This is a genomic window from Paenibacillus sp. OK060 (assembly GCF_900101205.1).
GTDB classification, from domain to species: Bacteria; Bacillota; Bacilli; order Paenibacillales; family Paenibacillaceae; genus Paenibacillus; species Paenibacillus marchantiae.
Genome location: NZ_FNFR01000006.1, coordinates 302,765 through 324,637, shown reverse-complemented (window position 1 = coordinate 324,637; position 21,873 = coordinate 302,765). Strand labels below are relative to the sequence as shown.

Sequence of the window (21,873 nt, the reverse complement as noted above, 5' to 3'; positions counted from 1 at the left end):
AAGATTTAGAAAGGATGTCTGTTTTACATGGTGACCTGACCCGTTGGTTTGTTCTTTTTTGGTTTGCCTTTGGCACGGCTGGCATCCGCATCACTTTGTCCGAAACGGCGCTCCATATAGTGAACCAGGAAGCTGAGCGGTAAGGTCAACACCAGGTAGAACAGCGCAACAATGGTGTAGACGCTGAGCGGCAGGAACGTATCCGAGTTGATCAGATCGGCAAAATACATCAGATCCATGCCAGCCACGACCGCTAGGATGGATGAGTTTTTGACCAGATTGATAAACTGGTTGCCAAGGGACGGCAATACAATCTTGATCGCTTGTGGCAAAATGATCAGGTTCATGGCCTGTACGTAGGACAGACCGGAAGATCTCGCAGCCTCTAACTGCCCGCGAGGGACCGTCTGAATACCCGCTCGAATCGCTTCGGCAATGAAAGCAGCCGTATAGATGGTCAGACCGAGTGTACCCGAGATGAATCCATCCAGTGAAATGCCGAGTGCCGGCAATCCGAGATAGAAGAAGAACACGACAAGCAGCAGCGGGATGTTACGGATAAACTCCACAAAAGCCGTGCCGATCCAGTTGAGCGGTTTGATGGGGGATATCCGAAAGATAGCCAAGATTGCACCCAGAATAAAGCTGCCAATCAAGGCCATGATGCTCACCTGAATGGTGTTGAGGAACCCTTCCAGAAATCGATCCGAATGTTTGATCAGTACGCTGAAGTCCAATTTGCCCATGTAGGCGAAGCCTCCGTTCTCCAGATGTAGAAGCGGCGATTGCGTCTGCTCATGCATTGCATATCACAGGCGAAGTCGCCGCTTAACCATCATTAATCGGGGTTACTCTGGCTTGCTGCCCAGCCATTTTTCATGCAACGTATCATATTCACCGCTGTCCTTCAGGTTTTTGAGCAGGCTGTTTACTTCTTCGACGAAGGCTGTGTCGCCTTTACGAATTGCTATGCCGTAAGGTTCACTCGTAAAATTGCCACCAACCAGCTTGTAGTTGTTATCCGTCTGCTGCATGCCGATCAGGATGATGTTATCGGTCGTCAGAGCTTCGCCTTTACCCGCTTTGAGGGCTGTGAAGGCATCCTGATAGTTATCGAATTCCAGCACCTCGGCGTCCGGGGCTTTTTCGCGAATGTTTTGCGCAGAAGTCGAGCCTTTGACGGCAAGTACCTTCACACCGCTGAGACTTTCGAGACCTGTAATTGCGCTGTCGTTTTTCACAAGCAGGGACTGCCCGGCTTCAAAATAGACATCGCTGAAATCCACCTGTTCCTTGCGTTCATCCGTAATCGTCATCGTTGCGATGATGAGATCAATGTCGCCGTTTTGCAGCATCGGAATGCGCGTTTTGGATGTTACTTCCTTCAGTTCTACCTTCGTTTCGTCTCCAAGAATCTGTTTGGCGAGTGCCTTGGCGATATCAATATCGAATCCTTCGACTTCGCCACTTGCGGGGTCCTTCAAACCGAACAATTTGGTGTCGTATTTCACGCCGGCAATGAGCTTGCCACGCTCTTTAATCTGTTCAATCGTGCCTTTGGCTTCGGTACTCCCACCAGAACCACCGCTGTTGCTACTTTCCTCTCCAGTGCTACAACCGGACAAGACAAGGGATAGAATCAAGACAAGCATAAACGACGGCCACTTTAATACATTTTTCATTTGGTAAAGACCCCTTTCAAAATGGATTATTCTCAGTGGTGAATCAGACGACTCAGAAATTGCTTGGCCCGTTCTTCTCTCGGGTTGTCGAAAAATTCAGCGGCGGAGGCTTCTTCCACAATTCGGCCTTCATCCATAAAGATGACTCGGTCTGCGACCTCGCGGGCGAATCCCATCTCATGTGTAACAACGACCATTGTCATCCCGTTATGTGCAAGAGACCGCATGACATCCAGAACTTCCCCAATCATTTCGGGATCTAGTGCAGAAGTGGGTTCGTCAAAAAGCATGATTTTGGGCTCCATGGCAAGACCTCTTGCAATGGCTACCCGCTGCTGTTGTCCACCGGACAACTGGGAAGGATAACTGTCTGCCTTGTCGGCAATGCCAACCCGGGTCAAATACTTCATCGCCGTAGAGGCTGCCTGTGCTTTGGGCTGTTTACGCACCTTCATGGGTGCAAGGGTAATGTTATCGATGACTTTTTTGTGAGGGTAGAGATTGAAGTGTTGAAATACCATGCCGATGTCACGGCGGAAGAGGTTGATGTCCACCTTTTTCTGATGTAAAGGGACACCACTGACGATAAGTTCACCTTCGGTAATCGTCTCCAGACGATTGATGCAGCGGAGCAATGTACTTTTGCCTGAGCCGGAAGGGCCGATAATGACAACGACTTCTCCTTCTTCAATGTGAAGATGAATATCTTTGAGGACATGAAAATGGCCAAAATGCTTTTGAACACCCCTAAATTCAATCAAGAGACCCCATCCTTTCTGCAACGTCTGTTTGTAAAAGGAATAATAAGGAATAAATTGAAACTAGTTATTTAATCATACATACTCATCCTGCTAAAGGCAATTGGTTTGTGATAAAACATGACATAAGTAATGGGTTTTATAGGGCTATAGCCAGTAATTATGTTATATATTTGTTATATTGCTAGCCTCTTTGTGACGAATCCTGACAGAAAAATGAATCCATTCTCCTAGTTGTTTTACAACCATTGGAATAGATGTATAGAGTATACTGGAAGGGATGTTTACTTTATGACTCTCATCATAAAAACAAATAACATCAAATTCTGAATCGTACATGGCAAAAAAGCTCAACCTTATGCCCTATGGCATTGATATGATGGAGCGAGAATGCGCTTTCCAGTAAGTAATGCAATATTAAAAACAGTCCGATCCAATTATAGGTAGAGAGGATGTTCTGAACGATGAATACATATTACTCCCCACTGGGTACAGGAGAAGGTGTTGAATCCCATACGAAAGCTTATGAAGTGAGTTTACCTGTCATCCCTGCACGGGATTTTCAGATTACGGATTATGGTGCGGTAGGGGATGGCTTGACCGATAATACCGAGATGTTTCGACTGGCTATAGCAGCTTGTGCAGAAGCGGGCGGTGGCCGAATTGTCATTCCGGCGGGTGTTTGGTTAACGGGTCCGATTGTTCTCCGCAGTCGAATTGAGCTTCATGTTCAGGCGGGTGCTCTGGTTACGTTCAGCCGTAATTTCGATCAATATCCCCTGATTGCGTCCAGCTTCGAAGGTTGGCAGGCAGTGCGGTGTCAGTCGCCTATTGATGGTGAGCAGTTGGAGGATATTGCGATCACGGGTGAGGGGATTTGGGATGGCGGTGGAGAGGCATGGCGTCCGGTGAAACGATCCAAGATGACGGCCTCGCAGTGGAATCGACTGGTTTCCTCGGGCGGTGTGGTGGAGCAGACTGGCGGCGACGAAGCCATTTGGTGGCCCTCGACTTCTGCTCTTGAAGGCGGTGCGATTGCGAATCGTCTGCATCTGGAGCAAGTGTGTGATGTGGCTGCTTATGACGAAGTCAGAGACTTTTTGCGTCCTAACATGGTCAGCTTGCGTCAATGTAAACGAGTGCTTTTGGACGGACCGACGTTCCAAAACTCTCCTGCATGGAATCTGCATCCGTGGGCATCCGAGCATGTCACAATTCGTAACGTGAGTGTGCGGAATCCATGGGTTTCCCAGAATGGTGATGGGCTTGATATCGAATCCTGCCGTCATGTCCTTGTGGAGCAGAGTGTATTCGATGTTGGTGATGATGCGATCTGCCTGAAATCCGGCAAGGATGCAGAAGGACGTGAACTCGGTCTGCCCTCGGAATATATTACGATCCGCAATTGCACCGTGTATCACGGTCATGGCGGTTTTGTCATTGGCAGTGAAATGTCTGGTGGTGTGCAGCATGTCCGGGTCTCGGACTGTACGTTTATTGGAACGGATATTGGGCTTCGCTTCAAAAGCGCGCGTGGGCGCGGCGGGGTCGTTGAGGATATTCAGGTGGAGCGCATTTATATGAAAGATATCATTATGGAAGCTATTTCGTTTTCCTTTTTCTATGCCAATCAGGAGGGTTCCGCTCGTGGTAGCGACTTGACTCAGGAGGTCAGTGAGGAGACTCCGGTGTTCCGGGATATTCGGATATCGGATGTGGTCTGTGCAGGAGCGGAAACCGCGTTATTGGTGAGTGGACTGCCGGAAATGCCTCTGGATGGTTTGGTCATTCAGGGATATACGGTGACGGCTCGTAATGGGGTGCAATGCGCTCATGCGAAGCACCTGCGAATCGCCGAAATGAACGCACATATTACCGATGGATCGTTAATTCATTTGCATCAGTGTAAGGGTGCGGAACTGGAAGCGATTGAGGGTGTAGGCGCGGACGGTCGGCTTCTGATGGTGACAGGACATGAATCGGCAGGAATCGTATGCCGGGAAAGTGATGCAGATACAGAGGGACGCCAAATCTCCATTGGTCCTGAGGTAAGAAGTGGTGTAATTATCCGCAGGTAAGAAGGGTTCAACTTAGTATACGCTTAGCATATCACCGCGGGCATCTCCTGGCGCGCGGTGTCATGATAGGGTGTCATATGACAGGTGTCCGGCTTCGCCAGTCGCCTCCAAGATCTATCGATGTTCTTTGCGATAGCGAAGCGGCGTGGTCCCGGTCACCTGTTTAAACGTTTTATTAAAATGGGCTGTATGCTCAAATCCGACCTTCTCCGCAATCATTTGCACCCGTTCCTGAGTGGAGAGTAAACGTCTCTGTGCCTCCCGAACCCGGGTAACACGTAAATATTCACTGAAGCGAAATCCGGTAAAACGGCTGAACATCCGGCTCAAATAGGATGGACTGATATAAAATCGCGCTGCGGCCTCTTCCAACGTAAGAGGCTCGGTATAATGATTGTTCACATAAGTGACGATCTCACTGATCTTATCCTGCATGGGATGATGCGGGGCCGGAGAGGATTGCCGAGTATCTTCTTCAACCCGGTGGATCTGAATCAGGATCTGGGCAAGCAGGCTTCTCACCACGATGTCATAATGAGGTCGGCGCTCCCTGCATTCTTGCAGCATCTGCCATAGCATTCGTTCGATCTCGGGCTGTTCCGCATCAGGAAAGTGCAGCAGCCTTGAACGATCGAAGGGAAGCAGACCACATACTCCAAGCTCCATCCCGGTGGCAAAAGAAGGCGAGAATCCGATCAGGATTCGTTCAAAGCCGGGAATACTTCCTTTGGACGTCGTATGTACATCATGGGGATTGATCAGGATCAAATCACCTTTGCGGGCGGTAAGAAGCTGACCATTCATGGAATAGACGCGTTCTCCTTCAAGCAGATAATACAGTTCATAAAAAGGGTGGGCGTGAGGCTGTGGCATGGCGTTCCCTTCGTGTCTGCTCATGTGTTCAATGGTGAATGAACTCTCGCCAATTCGATATTTGGGTCCAATCCGATCCTCTATAACACTCATAACACGTCTCCCCTCTGCGCCAGCTGATTTACGGTTAATATCCATATCATAACGGAAAATCCAGTTTGTTGTAAACGCTATCATTTGAATAGGGGGCCGACCAGACGAAATGAACAGCATACGGGTGGAATGATTTTCGGCAAGCTTATATATGCTGTAAAGGTGACAAAAGTCTATTCATGTTTTACAGTAGGGGGAGTGAGACTAACCTCTGGATAGGGGTGTCTCCAATTCGATTTGGAAGGAAGGAAACAGAATATGACGACACATGAATTATCGCCACTCGTTGCTGCATTGAATATGCAGCCGCACGTTGAAGGCGGTTGGTATAAGGAAGAATGGAAGGCATCGTACCAAATTCCACAATCCGTACTGCCGGATACATACTCAGGCCCTCGATTCTCGGCAAGTTCGACGTACTTCCTGCTGCACTCCCATGAAGTCTCGGAATGGCATACCGTTTTGTCCGATGAGCTTTGGTTGTGGCATAGCGGCAGTCCAGTAGAATTGAAATTGGGCGGCAACGGGGAAAACCCCGAAAATGAAGAAGTGCTCGTGTTGGGTATGGATATTGCTGCGGGGCAATCGCCGCAGGTACTCGTTCCAGCTGGAGTATGGCAAACAGCACGACCGCTGGGTGATGAGCCTGTACTGGTAACGTGTGTTGTAGCGCCAGGTTTCCATTTTGATGATTTCAAACTGGTTTCCAAAGGCTAATATAACTATAAATGAATAAGCAAAATCCCGATCCAGGTGCGTGTGCGTCCAGATCGGGATTTTTTGATGTTTTCTAGCTTGATTATATATTGAGGTTAGAAGTTAAAATTGTCCGGATCGGAACCAAAGCGCTTATTCTCGTTCAATTGATTGATGCGCTCGATTTCTTCCTTGGTCAACTCAAAGTCATACAGGTCCGCATTATCGCGAATGCGCTGTGGTGTAACAGATTTAGGTATGGTCACAATGCCATTTTGCAGATCCCAACGCAGAATGACCTGTGCCGGTGACTTGCTGTATTTGGCAGCGATGTCCTGAAGAAGCGGATGCTCCAGCAGATGTCCCTGACCCAGTGGAGACCAGGCTTCAATCTGGATCTGATGTTTGCTGCAATACTCCCGTAGCTCCGTTTGAATCAATAGCGGATGCAGTTCCACCTGATTCACAGCAGGTTTAATGGTGGCATCGGTCATCAGGTCCTCCAGATGGTGAATCTGGAAGTTACTCACCCCAATGGCGCGGATGCGTCCTTCCTTATGCAGCTTCTCCAGCGCTCTCCAGGTATCCTTATACTTGCCTTTGACAGGCCAGTGGATCAGATAGAGGTCCAGATATTCCAGTTCGAGTCGTTCCATGCTTGCTTCAAAAGCCGCCAGTGTGGATTCGTAGCCTTGGTCCCCGTTCCACACTTTGGTGGTAATGAACAGATCCTCGCGGGCGATTCCGGATTCACGAATACCCTGAGCTACACCGGTTTCGTTGTTATACGCTTTCGCTGTATCGATACTGCGATAACCTGCCTGGATAGCCGTTTTGACGGCTTCAACCACTTCTTCTCCATCTTTAACTTTGAATACACCAAAACCCAGCCAAGGCATTTTGACTCCGTTATAAAGTGTCGTTGTGTCCTGCACGTGTTTCATGGTCCGAAATTCCTCCTCTGATTCATTCATTATTCCATTATGTAATTACCCTGCTGACCGCCGGCCAATCCTAAATGGAGGGCCGTCTGTATTGATTATACTAAAACCTTTTTGGTAATGGAAAAGAATACGACCATTTCGATAGGAAAAACCCCTCTTTTATCCTTTTTCGCCAGCCAGAGGTTTGGTTTTGACGCTTACGGGTGATAAGATGAAGTATACGAAATATGGAAACCGAAGCTTTCCTATGGAAGCAATCACAGGAAGAACAGAAGAGCACGGGAAAGTTGGGTGTTATTGAACCCGTGTGATTAACGATAAAGGAGTAAGAATACAATGGCTAAACCTAAACAAACCAAAAAAGCAGCAGCTTGGTCTCTCGTTATTATGGGAGCGGGATTTGCCGCATCATTGCCGTTTCAAGGCGGTGTAGTAGGCAAACTGCTGGTAGGGTCATTTGAAGCGGGATTGGTAGGTGGACTTGCGGATTGGTTCGCCGTAACAGCGTTGTTCCGTCATCCACTGGGTATTCCGATTCCCCATACGGCTTTGCTGCCTAAGAATCGGGACAAATTGACTGAAGGCCTTGTCTCCGCGGTGGAAAACAACTTGCTGAACAAGGATAGCATCACCGAGAAAATTGCGGGCTTCAAGGCGGCAGAAATCGTTCTGGATACCATGACAAGGGAACTTCACAACGATGGAGTCAAAACCATGATTGATACGCTCTGCAAACGAATCCTTGCAGGCCTGCCGTTGGAGCAGATTGCTCCACTGGTTGCGGGCGAGATCAAATCACAGGCGGGAGCCTTCGACCTGGGTCCGATTCTGGAACGTGCTTCGATCCAGATGAGTGAGCGTGGTTATGATGCCAAAGCACTGGACTATGGTCTGAAGCAGGCAGAGGAATGGCTGGTGAAGCCGGAGACGATCATGTTTTTGGGTGAAAGCGGCCTAAAGGCAATCAGTGGTATCCAGATGAACGGATTAATGCAATTTGCGATGAATGCGTTCATGGGTTATCTGAACGAGGAGCGTCTGGGCAGTATTTTGCAAGGATATCTGTTTGACCGGGTGGAGGACATGAAGCGGGAGGGTAGCGCTCTTCGTTACAAAGTGCTAGATCTGTTGCGAACCCAGGCTATCCGGCTGGCGATGAGTGAAAGTGTGCAGGATGGAGTCAACGGCTGGAAAAACAACATGCTGGATGGATGGAACGCAGAGGAAACCGTGCTGAACAAACTCACTGAATTGAGGGAAAAGGCGCTCGCTGCAATGGAAGATGGCCAGTATGTGGAGACGTTTGCTCTACCCGCGATTGAGCGGGTATTGTCTGATTTGCGGTCAGACGATGCTTTATTGGCTGGATTGAATGCGAAGATTGTGGAAGGTGTAACGACGCTGCTAGAGAAAAACCATTCCAAAATCGGCAACCTCGTACGCGAAAATGTCGACAAAATGGATAATGCCTCACTGATCTCCTTGATTGAGGATAAGGTAGGACAGGATCTGCAGTGGATTCGGATTAACGGGGCCGTTACCGGATTTATAATCGGGATTGCACTGACCGCCCTGCGGATGGTATTGGAATAACTCATTGATAATGGCAAGATTAGGGCCGCTCTCTGGAGCAGGCTCTTTTTTTGTCTGGGCAAATGATAAATAGAGAAATGATGCAAAAACAGTTGGATTGGGTAATGTACACCCGAATGCTCTATTGGAATCATTTAGGAACAAAGTTACATAAAAACGATGCCAACAGCCGATGTCATCATGTTGATTTTGTACTATGATGCAGATAACAGAAGAAAAGAGTGGGTATACGAATATATTTAATGATAAAGAAAAGGTGATTGATATGAGGTTGAAGCGACGACTCGCATGTATATTTTTTTTGACCATACTATCTACTTTCATTTTGGGAGGGTGTCAGAACATGAAGGAAAGTGAAAAACAGGCCTATTTTAAAGAAGCCGAAGCGGAAGCCGTAAAATATCTGAAAGATAAATATGAACTGGATGTCGTGATCACAAATAAAGAGCTGTTACCTGAGATGGCGCTTGATTCTATTGCTATGGAAGGGCATGTGGTTGAACATGAAGAGCAAGAATTTACGATCTCGTACGACTATGAGGATAAAAAAATCAAAAACTTTGGCATGAGTCCAGCAATTAAGGAAGCAATTATAGCTAAGGGGTATGATCCGTTTAACAAATAAATCATAATTCAGGATTGATTTTCTTGGAGGTGCAACGGTTGTGAGTAAATCACCAAAAATTGATGATGAAACATACAACAAGATGTCTGAATTAGCTTACGAGAATCTGAAATCAGGTATTGAGTTTGACAATCTTCCCGGATGGCAAGTTCTTGAGGACACTCATGGAAATAAAAAATCGGGTTTTGATGCGGTGACCTTCTACAATCCTGAGACCAAACAGGCGGTTATCGCATATCGGGGCACCGAGGGAAGTGCATCATTGGATCGCAGCGCCCCTGATTATTACGCGGATGCTCAAATCGGTTTGCCTGAGCTTGGCAGAAAAATCGAACAAAGTACTGACCTTACGCCAGATTGGTTAGCTAATGGAATTCAGAAGGTAAGAGATGTGACCGGAATCACTAAAGTCGAGAATGCTGTGGGAGAACTGGACAAAAAGCTGGATAAGACAATCGGGCTGGGTCCCAACCAAATGTATGAAGCGGAAGATTACGCCAAAGATATGCAGAAAAAATATAAGGATTTGGATTTTTCGCTGACAGGGCATTCGCTTGGAGGGGGCAATGCCCAGTATGCGGCCGCATACACGGGACTTTCCGCGGTGACGTTCAGTGCGCCATCCGTGATTTCCAGCCTCACGCCAGAGGCAAAACGAAAGGCTGAAGAGGGTGGGTTTGATAGCCAAATCATTAACTACGGACATCCCGGAGATTTTGTAACCAGCGGATTTTTTGGTGGATATGATCGTCATGTAGGTTCCATGTATTACATCAATTCCAACTACAAGGATATGAATGATGACATGGGCATGTTCGATAAAATCAGTAACACCTTTGGTGGTGAAGAGTATCACGGTTTGAAACAGTACAAATTCGAGAATGGCTATATTTCCAACGATCTATACGATCCGGTTACGGGCGAGCAAATCAGTTATTCACCACGTCAGCCATCCAATGTCCTGTCTGATCTCGCAGCATTCATGCGGAACCTGGGTGGGCAAGCAGGCAACCTTGCAAGAGGTATGGCCGCAGCAGCAGGAGCGTCTGGCCTGATTCAGGTAACGCCCGAAGAACTCAAAAGTGTCGCTGCCCGGTGGAAGCAAAATGCACAACAGTGTAATGCAGAGTTGAATACGGTACGGAGCCGAATGGCGCAATACCTGCATTCCAGCCGTAGTCGCAGACTTGAGCCTATCGTCACTCATTTGGATGCGTCTATTAACGAATTGAGCACATGGCATATGAAGCATACGAGTCAATTCTTGAACTTTATCGAAGAGAAGGCGGAAGCATTCCGTCAAGCGGATGAGAGTCAGGTCAGTTTTAAATAGAATTTTGCGTGAAGGGCCTGGCGCTTGGCACTTACATAAGGGAGGGAACACGAGTGAGCGGACAATTGCTGGTAGAGCTAAATGATCTTCGGATTGCTGAAAAAGAATTGACCCAGCTGCTTGCCCGTCTCCAGGCAGATGAGCAGGAGGCAAGAAGCCTATACAACCGTCTCGACGATTGGAAGGGACAATCGGCCGATTATACAAGGCAGCAGATCGAAGCGTTTTTCGCGGGTCTGTCTGGACGAATACAGTCGATTGAACAACAGAAGAAGAGCTTGCTACAATATATTGAAATCATGATCCAGACGGATCAGGGACGATAGGGGAAAAGTTGTAAGGGACGCTGTTCTTAATCAGTGAACTTAAGCATGGAAATTTGAAATCGAAGTTGGCGTATGCATACAGATATCAAAAAGGAGCCTCGGCACATCGGGAAAGATCCCGTTCGCCAAAGGCTCCTTTCTTTTTCAGTCTACATACAAGACTCTATGTTAGCTCTTAACGTTTTTTGCGGCGTGTTGCCAGAGCGATACCCAGGAAGGACAGGATCAATGCCAGAATGGATACGATCAGTGTTGCCTGTTGCAGCTTCAATGTGCCTGGGTCTGAATCCGTGTTGTTTGGCTCACCAGTAACGGTGTCGTTCAGCGCGTCACCCAGTGTGGTGTCGTCGTTTGCCTTCTTATCATCGCCCGTTGCTGCTTTATCATCATGGCCAGCATTGCCGGCTGTGCCTGCACTATCATGACCTCCGCCTGTAGCAGTATTACCTGCAGCAGCAGGATCTTGGCTGATTGCCGTAATACTGTGCGGGTTGCTGTCACTTGGTCCGCCTGTCCATTCCACGATGCTGCCATCGCTATAATACTGGAACGCATCCCAAGTTACTTCCGTTTCGGCATCCGGATTCTGAGCTACGAAGTTGAACTGCTGGAATTGACCAGCCAGAATTCCTTCGTTATCTCCGTCTACTTCCCAAGTGATTGATGTTACTTCATTGGAATCATTTTTTTCGGTAGTGATTTTCCAGCCTGACAGTGGTTGGTATTGCTTGAATGCAACGCCTTGCGGTACTTTCAGCGTGATTTTGGTGGTAGGCAGCTCTTTTTCGGATGGAATCTTGATGCTATACGTCTGCCATGCACCTGTTTGTGCTACGGTTGGGTTAACGGTAACGTGTGCGCTGGCGAATCCCGCGAACAGCATCAGCGCAGCGGCTCCAGCAGTTAGGCTGGATGTCAGTTTGGAAGTCCATGATGTTTTCTTCAAAATAATTTACCCCTCTCAAATCTTCTAATATATAAGCTCAACTAAAGAATATTTACACTAGCCACTACAATGACAGAACAACCTTCTGATCGCTGTTATCCCCAGATTTTTTGATCCTCTTCTTCAAAGGGGAAATCCGGGGATAAAGGCGAACGCTTCGCTTCTCCAGGTTTTTTCTGTCCTCTCCGTTATTGTGTAAATGTTTAGTTGAACATATAAGGCCAATCATTAATCGGTTTATACCTACGGATTAGCGGTGTCGATCTCAAATTCGGTATCCAGCGAATCCAGAGATCGGGTTAGCAGATGAACCTTGATGTTCCAGCGTCCTGGCATGGAGATATATTCTTCTGCTTCGTAAACGCCAGTATCATTTTTCGGAATCGTGATCTCGTAAATGCCCATATCCATATCCAGGTGGGTCAGTGACAATGTGATCTGTTCCAGATCGTTGACTGTACTGCCGTCCGGTTTCTTCACGTCGACCTTGAACTGATTCTCTCCGGTACGATTGGGACTTACCTGAAGCGTAATTGTAGTCCCGTCATCCGTAGTCTGCACTTCTTTATAGGGTCCTACGGCTGCTGGTTGTCCGGGAGACAAGTGTGTCAGCACGGCGGCCAACGCAAGCACGACGGCTCCAGCAATCAGTTCGGCCTTCAGGCTGCCAGCGAGTCGGTTGCCGCTGCTTGCACGTGCCATTCTGGCATGACGCCAGGCCAATAGAAGCATCGCCACAAGCAAGACAACTTTAGCGATAAGCACGAGACCATACGCCGTTGTGAACAAAGACGTAAGGATAGGTGCAGGCAAAATGATCAGGCTGCTGTATATCCCCGTAGCGACGAGAGCAGCAACAGCGCCGATGCCCCAAGCTGTAAATCGTCGGATCGCCGTCCAGTAGACCTCACCTCGCACCGTGGAAGGCAGTTTATCCGCGAGCGGAGGCAGACACGCAGCCATGGCAGTTAGAGCGCCGATCCAGAAAGCGGCTCCGATCAGATGAACGAAGTCCATTGCAATGGCGAGCGCGCGATGTTCTGCTGCAGCTGGATGTCCTGTCATGGCATGGGTGAACAACCAGCCAAGAACGAGGACCAGTGATCCGTATGATGACCAGATACGGATACGCAGCGAGCGATCCCGGTCATATCCGGAGAGGATGGTAACCGCCAGCAGCATCACAATAAGCATCTGTACCATCCAGATCTGGCCAAATGACGTCAATTTGAGTGCGCTACCCATCAGTGCCCAGCTGAACTCTCCGATGGAAACGCCTGATTCATACAACGTGTTCAGGGGCAGACTGATCAGAGCGGCAACAGAAGCGGCGCCATAACTGATCCATAACAACTTGTAGCTCCTTGGCACTTCCAGTGGTTCTCTCGCCATGGAAGCTGGTGCAATTCGGAACAGCAGGAAAGCAAGTGTGCCCAGAATCACAGACAACCCCAGATATTGAATCCAGTCTGTCAGCGACAAAATCCATTTTAACGGTCCGCCAACCTGGCCTGTACCTGAGGTTAAATCAGCCAGACCAGCAGGAGCGCCAGATGGTTCCCCAATATGAAACACATAGGCCCCTTGAATGGGGTGACCATCAGCAGACACGGCCTTCCAATTCACGGCGTAGGTTCCGTTTCCAAGTCCGGTCCGCAGTCCGGTCTCCAGAATATGAGGACGGTTCTCGTCGACATGCACATTGCCGTCATCTGCCTGTGTTCCGTCAGGTCCGGTGATTTTAATATCAAAAAAGGCCGTCTGTAAAGACTCGTTGAACTCCAGAGTCAGGCGTTCAGGTGCTGTCGCAACAAGTTCATTTTCACCTGGTGAGGCCTGCACAATATAAGCATGGGCGGATGCCCATTGTGGCATAACAAGGCAACACAATAACATCAGGGCGACCATAAGTGCCCAGTGCCGTTTGCCCAATTTCATGGTGAACCTACTCAAAATCAAAAAATCATCACCCTTAGGTCTAGAATTGTAAGTCATTCTTTGTTAACCGAGCACAATCTATACCATTATAACTTTGTCCAAAATAACACTGTATGACTACATTGGGCTATAAAAAAACGAAATGATCCATGGAATTGTGACAAAAACATGAATGTGCCGCTATTTACGCAGCTTACGGCCTGCCAGTCCGCTTTCCAATGCATAGCGGGTTAATTGCACACGATTTTCGAGATGCAGTTTCTGTAAAATATTCTTCAGGTGATTCTTCACTGTTTGATCCGAAATGCCAAGTTGGTCGGCAATCTCACGGTTAGTATATCCCGCAGATACCCATTGCAGGATCTCAAGCTCCCGCGTAGTCAGCGGATTATCGGGTACATCTTCCGTGCGAGGTGCGGGGAACTCCTGAAGGATTCGATAGGCAAGTTCTTTGCTCAGGGGTGCATCATCACTGACGATGGCGCGAAGGTATTCAAGCCAAGTGGACGGAGATAGATTTTTGAGCAAATATCCTTGAGCCCCTTGCTTCAGCGCTTCGAACAGGTACGTGACATCATCCGATACAGTAACCATGACGATAATGACATAAGGAAAGCGCAGTTTAATCTGGCGGGTGGCTTCCAGCCCATCCATATCCGGCATCTGCACGTCCATCAGAATAAGATCGGGCATCCATTGCCCGGTAAGCTCCAGCGCCTCTAGTCCAGTCGAAGCGGTACCAATAACTTCAAACAGGCTGTCCTCGGATAAAATACTGCAGATCGCCTCACGCGCATGCGCGTGATCATCGACAACCAATACCCGTACAAGTTCCATATTAAGCATGCCCCTTTCCAATGGTTATTCGAGTGTAACCTGGCCTTGAATCAAGGGCGAAAGACCAGCCCATCTGAGCTGCACGTTCCTTTGTAATTCGCAAGCCGTACCGATCCTTCAGATGCAGTGGATCCCCGCTCACACCAACACCATTATCCTGAACGAAGATGGACCAGACAAAAGGGGTTCCTTCTGCAATCACCCGAATATCTGTGGCCCGGGCATGTTTACGTACATTAAGCAGTGCTTCCCGAATGCAGGCGAGCAGCTCTACCTGCTCCTTTGGGGAGAAGAAGGTGCTGTCGAGATCCCATTCCAGACGCGCCGAAGGAACCGTCTCCTCTATAAGTAATTCTAACTGTGACAACAGGGAAGTTCCCTCCGGTACTGCCGCTTGTCCAGGGACGTAGCGGAGCTGGGCGATGGCCTGCCGTACGTAAGCGTTGACCTCATGTACGGTTTTGCGTATTTCCTGAATTTCATTCTCGTGACCACTTCCAGCCAAACTGCGCTCGGCCTTGTCTGTTTTTACCGACAGGAGAAAAAGAGACTGCGAGATACCATCGTGAAGCTCGCGGGCTAGTTGATCCCGAGCTTCGAGTGCCACTTTGGAAGCACGCTCCTGCTCCAGAGCAGCCCTGGCACTTTCCAGCATCTTAAATAAGCGACTTAGCAAGGTGACACTTATGAGGTACAGGATAAGTGGGGTAAGCCAGTTGCCCGCATCCATGGAAAGGTAGGGCATCAGGAATTGGTGACGGATGTATTCCCAGAGACCAACCGTGAATGTGGGGACCAGCAGAATCATCCATTTAATCTGTTTGTATGACATGAATACAGAACTCCTTTGAGATAAGGTCCATTTATATGTATCCGTTTCAAGGGCTGGCACCATTATAACGCATGCTTGCTTCAGACCCTAGTCTGGCTTTCTTCGGGGGAACCTCGGGTGGATAAGGGAGCATTTAGAAGGATATCTAAGAACAACATGGGGTGAAATTATGTCACGCAGGGTGAGCCTTGGTGAGTACAGATGAGCGGGGCTGTATCCATTTTCCCTATTGGAGAAGGTCCTCTATACTTATATAGAACAGAAATTCATTACAAAAGATGTTAAGGAGTGAACGCAACAACATGAATCAAGAGGTATTGGAACGTCGCAGCGAGTTGCTCAAGAAGAACATTCATCAAATGCTTCTTCAAGACAATCAGCACGGAATCAGTCGTCAGGATAACATGTTTTTGCAGCAGATGATTAAAGAGCTGCATCAGACTTCACATGAGATGAATACCACTCGATAACGCAGAATCTGCACAAGAATGAAGTAATCTCGTGCATGATTCATTCCATGATGAACATGAAAATGGCGCTATCCCCGATTAGGCCGGGGGTAGCGCTTTTGGCTTTGTAAGGGGGAATTCTGTGGGTGTTACACAAGTTGTTGCTGCACCGTTCGTTTCTGAATATATCGGATGAACAGCTCGGCTAGCTCAGGATCAAACTGAGAACCGGAGCACATCTGTAGTTCCTTGATAGCTTCATCGACATTTTTCGTTTCCTGATACGGTCGCTCTGTCGTCATTGCGTCAAAGGAATCAATCACCGTGAGCATCCGGCACAACCGAGGAATCTCACAGCCTTTCAGACCATAAGGGTAGCCTGCCCCGTCATATCGTTCATGATGCAATTCAATATAGGGAATGAGATCGGCAAAACGCTCGTTCGTCATGGCCATTTTTTTGCCCCAGGTGACATGGCCCTTGATCGTTTCCCATTCTTCAGCGGTAAGCTTTTCTTTCTTATTCAAGATAAACCATGGAATTTCAAGCTTTCCGATGTCATGAATCAGTGCGCCCAGTACAAAATTTCGCTTCTCCACATTATCGAGTTCCAGCAACTCACTTATATCGAGAGCATACTTATATACGCGTTTGGAATGTTTGAATGTATCCATATCCTTATACCTGAACAAGTTGAGTTGTTGCTCAATGTCACGCACATCCTGGACCAGATCAATCTCTTGCTCCATGCCATCATTACTACCGTGGCGATGCACATTGTTTTTGCCTTGCTTTTTGGCATAATACAACGCTTTATCCGCCTGATCCACAAGTTGTGACTTGTTGTACATATCGACTTCATAACGCGCAACACCTGCGGAGAACGAGAGACAACCGTGCGGAAAGACTTCAACCCCTTCAAAAGGTGTGTCGTTCAGCTGCTTGCGCAGCTTGTTCATGAAAGCATAAGCCTCGTCCAGATCCATGCCTGGCATGAGCAGGGTGAACTCTTCTCCGCCATAACGAAAGGCGGTGACCGAAGTGCCTTCCGTCTTCCGACTGAGGAAATCTCCGAGAAGAGCCAGCAGGCTGTCACCCTGGAGATGACCGAAGCGGTCGTTATACTTTTTGAAATCATCAATATCGATGAGTCCCAGTGAAAGCGGGGTTCCCTGAGAACGGGCGTTACCAAGCTCGGTCTCCAGCATACTTTCAAAATGACTGTGGTTAAACAAACCTGTGCGTTGATCCGTATTCGCCTTTTCCTCAATACTCTGATACATCACAAACAGCTGTTTGAACGCATGTGATAGCAGAATGCTAAGACTGAGGTAGAGCAGCAGGCCGAGAACGCCGTTATGCACAACGAGAATGGTCAGCACGAGCGCCAAAATCAATGTACATAAATAGACCAGCAGCGATTCGGTAACAAACACACGCTTCATCTGCTGTAATGCATCCTTTGTTGAGAAATGAAAAAACAGGCCAAGCGTGATTGTATTGATGATGAAGTAGGCTGCAAGTGCCGCAAAATAGGGCAGCAAGTTATATCCATCCAGTGCTCCCGGAATTCCTCCAGTCCAAGTAAATACATAAGCCGCTCCAGCAATCATGAGGCTGTAAATGCTGAAATTGACGATATGTTTCCACCAGGTGAGTTTGCGATCCTTGATTAACAGAATGAGGGAAACAGGCAGCAGTACAGACAGACTGAATGCACCACCAAACATGAAGATAGAGGCGAGGTACACGGAAGAGTCCATGGATTGCTGATTGCCTTTGGGTGGAATTTGAAACGTGAAATAATCCAAAATCAGCGCCGCACCAAGCATCGTGTATACCATTACCCATTCGTCAGAGGATAGATGGAGATAAGACCACTTGTTCATATACAGAAAAATACCGATGCCGGTACAGCTAAGCAAGACGACATACATGCTGCTCCGATCTGCTTTATGGATAAGGTTACGAATAAAGTTCATAAAAATTCTCCTGCTTGGTTTAGTCTGCTCTTGATGTGAATATATCGGCTTGTACTATATTGATGTATAACATAACAAGTTACCTCCCAAAAATCCAGAAAGAAAAAACAGGCCGCTGGCAGCCTGTTTGTCTTGGTTGGCGAAGTATATGTACTAGCCGCCCAGCTTGTATCCCGAAGTCAATGCAACAACGACAGAAGCTACGATGATTGCGTTGATGACGAGACGGGAATATTTAATGCCTTCGAATTTTTTCATGGAAAAGACCTCCCTTCCTTGGAGTCTGTCCGAATGTCTTCAGGCCTGATGGAACTCACTGGCTGCAAAGCTTCTCCGGTTCGATTCACCATCATGTACTGGATAAACAGGAATATGCCAATGTTCATGACCACATCGCCGATGCTGATCACCTGGGTCCGCGGATAAGGGCTGGACAGCGGGATGATATCACCTAGGAATGAAAGATGTGTGGAAGCATCCATCATATAGTGCTTTGATACCGCCCCGCCTTCGCGCAGCATATCTACATAATAGGGCCCAAGAACAGCAGAGGCGTCCACGGAAACCGGCATACGCCCACCGTTCACTGCCATGACGATGAAATTGAGAAAGACACCGATCCAGATCAACGTAAAACCTTTGTAATGTCGATTAAGCCACAAAAATGCTAGACCTGTGACATAAACGGCAGCAAACAGGTACCCGTTGATGGATGCAACCCAATCAAGCCTTTCCTGCAAGAAAAAGATGAAGAACTGGGCCAGCAGCAACAGCGGGAATATCCATCCGCCTCGCAGCTTGAGTGCTGCAAACTGGTGGAGACCATACCGAAATCCTCCCCGGAACAGTCCAACGATCAAGCCTAGCAGAATGCCGTCGTATACCATGATTAACTCCTGTCTTACAGATATGTGTAAATGTGATTGCGTGTTTGTGTATCTATGTTATTCGACCTTTTACTGGTAAATCCTTCAATGGAAAATATTTTTTTGAGAAGAAATTTGCAAAAAAATAAACAAAAAACCGCCTTTACGAACCAATGGGTCGAATCCATTGAAAAGTTCGGTAAAGACGGCTTTATATTATGTCAAAATGCGAGCTTTAATGCACCTAGCATATGTTCGATTTATTCCGATTCCCCGTTGAGATAATTGAAGAACGGGTGGTCAACCCAGAAGGTGTAACTGGAAATATCCGCATCAGGGGCGAGCTTACGGAATCCTTCCTGAATTGCCTTGGAATTCTCCTTAAGGGAGAAGGATTGTGCGTAATAGTTGCCAAGTGAAATTTTATTGTTAGCAATGACCGGATATTCCGCCAGAGCAGTCGGTGAATAATACAGCGGCTGCCACCAGGAAGCATGGATTAAGGCAGAGGTGTCATCGCTATTCTTTTTTGCATACTTCAATATAATGTCGTTGAAACGGGCTTTGTCCGCTGTGTTATTGAACTCGAACTGAATGTCATATTCTTTGGCGTAGGCGATGTAGTTGCCATTCTCGATCTGGGTTACTTTGTAATCCGGTGTTTCTTTGGGCTCTCCCCATTCCTTCAAATAGATGAAGGCAGATGTCTTCGGCTGGAACTGTACATCAGCATCGATGCCTTCACTGCGCAACAGTCCAATCAACTGCACAGCATGTTTAATATCATCATGACCGTAAGTTAAAGTCAGTTCATCGATGAAGTTGGAATCAAAGCGACTATCCTTAAGATTGTAACCTGTGACGAGATCATTCCGCAGAGCTTGATCCACAATGGTCCGAAGCTCTGGTGCTTCTATTAAATCAGCAGTGCGATAGGCAGCGTACAATTTGGAGTAAATGTCAGCGTCGCCGGAACGGCCAATTTCATTTTTATATTTACCCTGACTGGTCAATACCCGTCCAAGCAAAATGTTGGCAAAATCGGAACTTGCTTCGCCACCCTTACGGAGAGCGGGGTACAGACTTTCCGGAATTAGACCTGTATCGATGGCAGCGGCCAGTTCCTGCGCGGCTTGTCCCTGCACGCGGCTTGGGCTAATGCCCAGTTTTGCAAGTGCCTTTGCTGTTTTGTCTTCAGGATATGTATAGGCCAGCTCTTTGAATCCGGCTGCTTTGACTGCGATGAAGACAGCGGCATAAGTGCTCAGTTTGTCATTGGCACGAACTTCCGTACCGGATAGGATACCATTGTTATATAAGGAAACGGCAGCTTTATAAGCTGAATCATTCGATTTCAGATCAGTAAAGGATGGGGCCTTAACTAAGCTGTCACTTGCTTCATCTGTAGCAGGAGCAGCTTGATCGGCTTCAAGAATGGTAGCAATCGCCTTGATGAAGTCACCCTTCGTTAACTGTTTCAGCAATTGGATATTGTATTTAGCTTGCAGGAATTGGGCGTAATCAGCTGCACTCTCGGTATAAACTGAAGGAGCTTGTGCTACGGGTCCTTTAACAGCCTGTGAGGTCGTTTGTCCAGCGGAAGTGGCGGATGCTGCGGATACCGAAGCGGGCAAGCTGAGGCTGCCGAGTGTAACCGGAGCGGCGAGCAGAGCGGCCAGTGTGATCTGGGTGATTTTTTTCAAATGAATAGCCTCCTCAAAATAGGGTTGGAAAATAAATAAGATTGCGTTATAATTCTGACAAATCCTATCTGAATATAATAATTGGATTGACTTTAGCATGGAGCAGCTCTGGATGTCAACGGAAAAAACCTTGGTATAGAGAGGCTTCGGAGGCTCTGTCAAAGGCAAATCAACTATTATATTCCATTTAGTGTATACGCTCAAAGATTTATTGACAAGGATCGACAGTATCCGCTAGGATTATAAAAAAAGAATAGTGAAAAGGGGAATTTTCAAAATGAAAAGAGGTTTATCGTTCGTCTTATCGATCATCATGTTGGCTATATTGCTGGCGGCTTGTGGAAATTCTGCTTCCAAAGACGAACAATCGGCCCAAGGTGGCGACAGTGAAAAATCACTGCGCATGGCGCTTGTACTTCCTGAAAAAATCGGGGTAAACCCGTTCTTCGTACAGATGGATGAAGGTTTCAAAAAAGCAGGCGAGGAATTCAAGGTAGATACCAAAACGATTGAATCGACTGACCCGGCAGCATTTGAGCAAAACCTGCGTGCTGCAGTTGCTGAGAACTATGATCTGATCATTACAGCGACATTCCAGGCAGAAGATGCACTGAAGAAAGTGGCTGCCGAAAATCCGGACAAGTCCTTTGCCGTTGTAGACACAACGGTGGATCTACCGAACGTACGTAGCGTTGGTTTCCATGAATATGAAGGAGCATACCTGCTTGGTGCAGCTGCCGGACTGTCTACGAAAACAGACAAAGTCGGTATGATTGCCGCGATGGACGTTCCATTGATCAAGAAATATACAGAAGGTTTCAAAGCTGGTCTGGAATCAGTTAACCCGAAAGCGGAATTCCTTGTGAACTACGTTGGTGGATTTAACGACCCGGCCAAAGCCAAAGAGCTTGCGTTGGTACAATTCGGCAAAGGTGCTGACTTCATTGCCGCAGCATCCGCTGTAGGGGATCTAGGCGTGTTTGAAGCCGCGAAAGAAAAAGGCTTCTATACTTCCGGTCAGGATACGGACCGTACCGTTGAGGATCCGGAACATATCGTATTGTCTCAATTAAAGTCGACTGATACAGTTTCTTACCAGACAGTGAAAGACTTCGTTGAAGGAAACTTCAAGGCGGGTGCTGTCAACTATGGCTTGAAAGAAGATGGCGTAGGCCTGACTTACGTAACACGTGATAGCGAAACTCCATTGAATGCTTTTGTTGGACAAGAAGTTATCGACAAGGTTAAAGCAATCAAGGATGATATCGTATCCGGCAAAATCGTTGTGAAAGATCCATTGCAACAGTAGTATTGTTTGT

General features: G+C 47.5%; 20 protein-coding genes. 8 read left to right on the top strand and 12 right to left on the bottom strand.

The window, feature by feature from the left end; translation table 11 throughout:
- Positions 1 to 23: 23 nt before the first annotated feature.
- The 3 genes from BLS14_RS22995 to BLS14_RS22985 all read right to left on the bottom strand — a co-directional run bounded on the left by BLS14_RS22995 (position 24) and on the right by BLS14_RS22985 (position 2,443).
- Entirely contained in the window at positions 24 to 746 is a 723-nt protein-coding gene (locus tag BLS14_RS22995; protein WP_090954121.1) for an amino acid ABC transporter permease, read from the bottom strand.
- Positions 747 to 848: 102 nt separating this feature from the next.
- Positions 849 to 1,682, bottom strand: a complete 834-nt coding sequence (locus BLS14_RS22990; RefSeq protein WP_063566271.1) for an ABC transporter substrate-binding protein — start codon at positions 1,680 to 1,682, stop codon at positions 849 to 851.
- A gap of 32 nt (positions 1,683 to 1,714) precedes the next feature.
- Positions 1,715 to 2,443 carry an amino acid ABC transporter ATP-binding protein gene (locus BLS14_RS22985; protein WP_090954119.1) on the bottom strand — a complete coding sequence of 243 codons (729 nt, stop codon included), beginning with the start codon at positions 2,441 to 2,443 and terminating at the stop codon, positions 1,715 to 1,717.
- 461 nt (positions 2,444 to 2,904) lie between these two features.
- Here BLS14_RS22985 and BLS14_RS22980 point away from each other — a divergent pair, with 461 nt between their 5' ends.
- A complete protein-coding gene (locus BLS14_RS22980) occupies positions 2,905 to 4,518 on the top strand; it encodes a glycoside hydrolase family 28 protein (RefSeq protein WP_090954117.1) in 1,614 nt (537 codons plus the stop codon).
- Positions 4,519 to 4,632: 114 nt separating this feature from the next.
- Here the strand turns inward: BLS14_RS22980 and BLS14_RS22975 are convergent, their stop codons facing one another.
- Positions 4,633 to 5,484: a helix-turn-helix transcriptional regulator gene (locus BLS14_RS22975; RefSeq protein ID WP_090954115.1), complete on the bottom strand. Its 852-nt coding sequence runs from the start codon at positions 5,482 to 5,484 to the stop codon at positions 4,633 to 4,635.
- A gap of 258 nt (positions 5,485 to 5,742) precedes the next feature.
- Between BLS14_RS22975 and BLS14_RS22970 the strand changes: the two genes are divergently transcribed.
- Positions 5,743 to 6,201: a cupin domain-containing protein gene (locus BLS14_RS22970; protein WP_063566267.1), complete on the top strand. Its 459-nt coding sequence runs from the start codon at positions 5,743 to 5,745 to the stop codon at positions 6,199 to 6,201.
- A 95-nt stretch (positions 6,202 to 6,296) separates the two neighbouring features.
- On the opposite strand, the gene BLS14_RS22965 is transcribed toward BLS14_RS22970, so the two are convergent.
- Entirely contained in the window at positions 6,297 to 7,124 is an 828-nt protein-coding gene (locus tag BLS14_RS22965) for an aldo/keto reductase (RefSeq protein WP_090954113.1), read from the bottom strand.
- Positions 7,125 to 7,460: 336 nt separating this feature from the next.
- Between BLS14_RS22965 and BLS14_RS22960 the strand changes: the two genes are divergently transcribed.
- The 4 genes from BLS14_RS22960 (at position 7,461) to BLS14_RS22945 (ending at position 11,001) form a co-directional block, all read left to right on the top strand.
- A complete protein-coding gene (locus BLS14_RS22960; RefSeq protein ID WP_063566265.1) occupies positions 7,461 to 8,717 on the top strand; it encodes a DUF445 domain-containing protein in 1,257 nt (418 codons plus the stop codon).
- A 343-nt stretch (positions 8,718 to 9,060) separates the two neighbouring features.
- A complete protein-coding gene (locus tag BLS14_RS22955; protein WP_072734960.1) occupies positions 9,061 to 9,342 on the top strand; it encodes a hypothetical protein in 282 nt (93 codons plus the stop codon).
- A gap of 82 nt (positions 9,343 to 9,424) precedes the next feature.
- Positions 9,425 to 10,675, top strand: a complete 1,251-nt coding sequence (locus BLS14_RS22950) for a Tle-like phospholipase domain-containing protein (RefSeq protein ID WP_064642958.1) — start codon at positions 9,425 to 9,427, stop codon at positions 10,673 to 10,675.
- A gap of 53 nt (positions 10,676 to 10,728) precedes the next feature.
- Positions 10,729 to 11,001 carry a hypothetical protein gene (locus BLS14_RS22945; RefSeq protein WP_053780102.1) on the top strand — a complete coding sequence of 91 codons (273 nt, stop codon included), beginning with the start codon at positions 10,729 to 10,731 and terminating at the stop codon, positions 10,999 to 11,001.
- Between the two features lie 175 nt (positions 11,002 to 11,176).
- Here the strand turns inward: BLS14_RS22945 and BLS14_RS22940 are convergent, their stop codons facing one another.
- The 4 genes from BLS14_RS22940 to BLS14_RS22925 form a co-directional block, all read right to left on the bottom strand.
- Positions 11,177 to 11,947, bottom strand: coding sequence for a YcnI family copper-binding membrane protein (locus BLS14_RS22940; RefSeq protein ID WP_256336639.1), 771 nt, complete (start codon positions 11,945 to 11,947; stop codon positions 11,177 to 11,179).
- Between the two features lie 243 nt (positions 11,948 to 12,190).
- Positions 12,191 to 13,885, bottom strand: a complete 1,695-nt coding sequence (locus tag BLS14_RS22935) for a copper resistance CopC/CopD family protein (protein WP_176854707.1) — start codon at positions 13,883 to 13,885, stop codon at positions 12,191 to 12,193.
- Positions 13,886 to 14,065: 180 nt separating this feature from the next.
- Positions 14,066 to 14,722 (bottom strand): response regulator, encoded by a 657-nt coding sequence (locus BLS14_RS22930; RefSeq protein ID WP_063566261.1) that lies wholly within the window; start codon positions 14,720 to 14,722, stop codon positions 14,066 to 14,068.
- Between the two features lies 1 nt (position 14,723).
- Positions 14,724 to 15,554 (bottom strand): sensor histidine kinase, encoded by an 831-nt coding sequence (locus tag BLS14_RS22925; protein ID WP_063566260.1) that lies wholly within the window; start codon positions 15,552 to 15,554, stop codon positions 14,724 to 14,726.
- A 302-nt stretch (positions 15,555 to 15,856) separates the two neighbouring features.
- Here BLS14_RS22925 and BLS14_RS32725 point away from each other — a divergent pair, with 302 nt between their 5' ends.
- Entirely contained in the window at positions 15,857 to 16,024 is a 168-nt protein-coding gene (locus tag BLS14_RS32725) for a hypothetical protein (protein ID WP_162842449.1), read from the top strand.
- Between the two features lie 128 nt (positions 16,025 to 16,152).
- On the opposite strand, the gene BLS14_RS22920 is transcribed toward BLS14_RS32725, so the two are convergent.
- The 3 genes from BLS14_RS22920 to BLS14_RS22910 form a co-directional block, all read right to left on the bottom strand.
- Positions 16,153 to 17,985: a bifunctional diguanylate cyclase/phosphohydrolase gene (locus BLS14_RS22920; protein WP_090954109.1), complete on the bottom strand. Its 1,833-nt coding sequence runs from the start codon at positions 17,983 to 17,985 to the stop codon at positions 16,153 to 16,155.
- Positions 17,986 to 18,239: 254 nt separating this feature from the next.
- Positions 18,240 to 18,872, bottom strand: a complete 633-nt coding sequence (locus tag BLS14_RS22915) for a DUF5317 domain-containing protein (protein ID WP_063566258.1) — start codon at positions 18,870 to 18,872, stop codon at positions 18,240 to 18,242.
- Positions 18,873 to 19,111: 239 nt separating this feature from the next.
- Positions 19,112 to 20,554, bottom strand: a complete 1,443-nt coding sequence (locus tag BLS14_RS22910; protein ID WP_090954107.1) for a hypothetical protein — start codon at positions 20,552 to 20,554, stop codon at positions 19,112 to 19,114.
- 277 nt (positions 20,555 to 20,831) lie between these two features.
- Between BLS14_RS22910 and BLS14_RS22905 the strand changes: the two genes are divergently transcribed.
- Positions 20,832 to 21,863: a BMP family lipoprotein gene (locus BLS14_RS22905; protein ID WP_064642704.1), complete on the top strand. Its 1,032-nt coding sequence runs from the start codon at positions 20,832 to 20,834 to the stop codon at positions 21,861 to 21,863.
- Positions 21,864 to 21,873 lie beyond the last annotated feature (10 nt).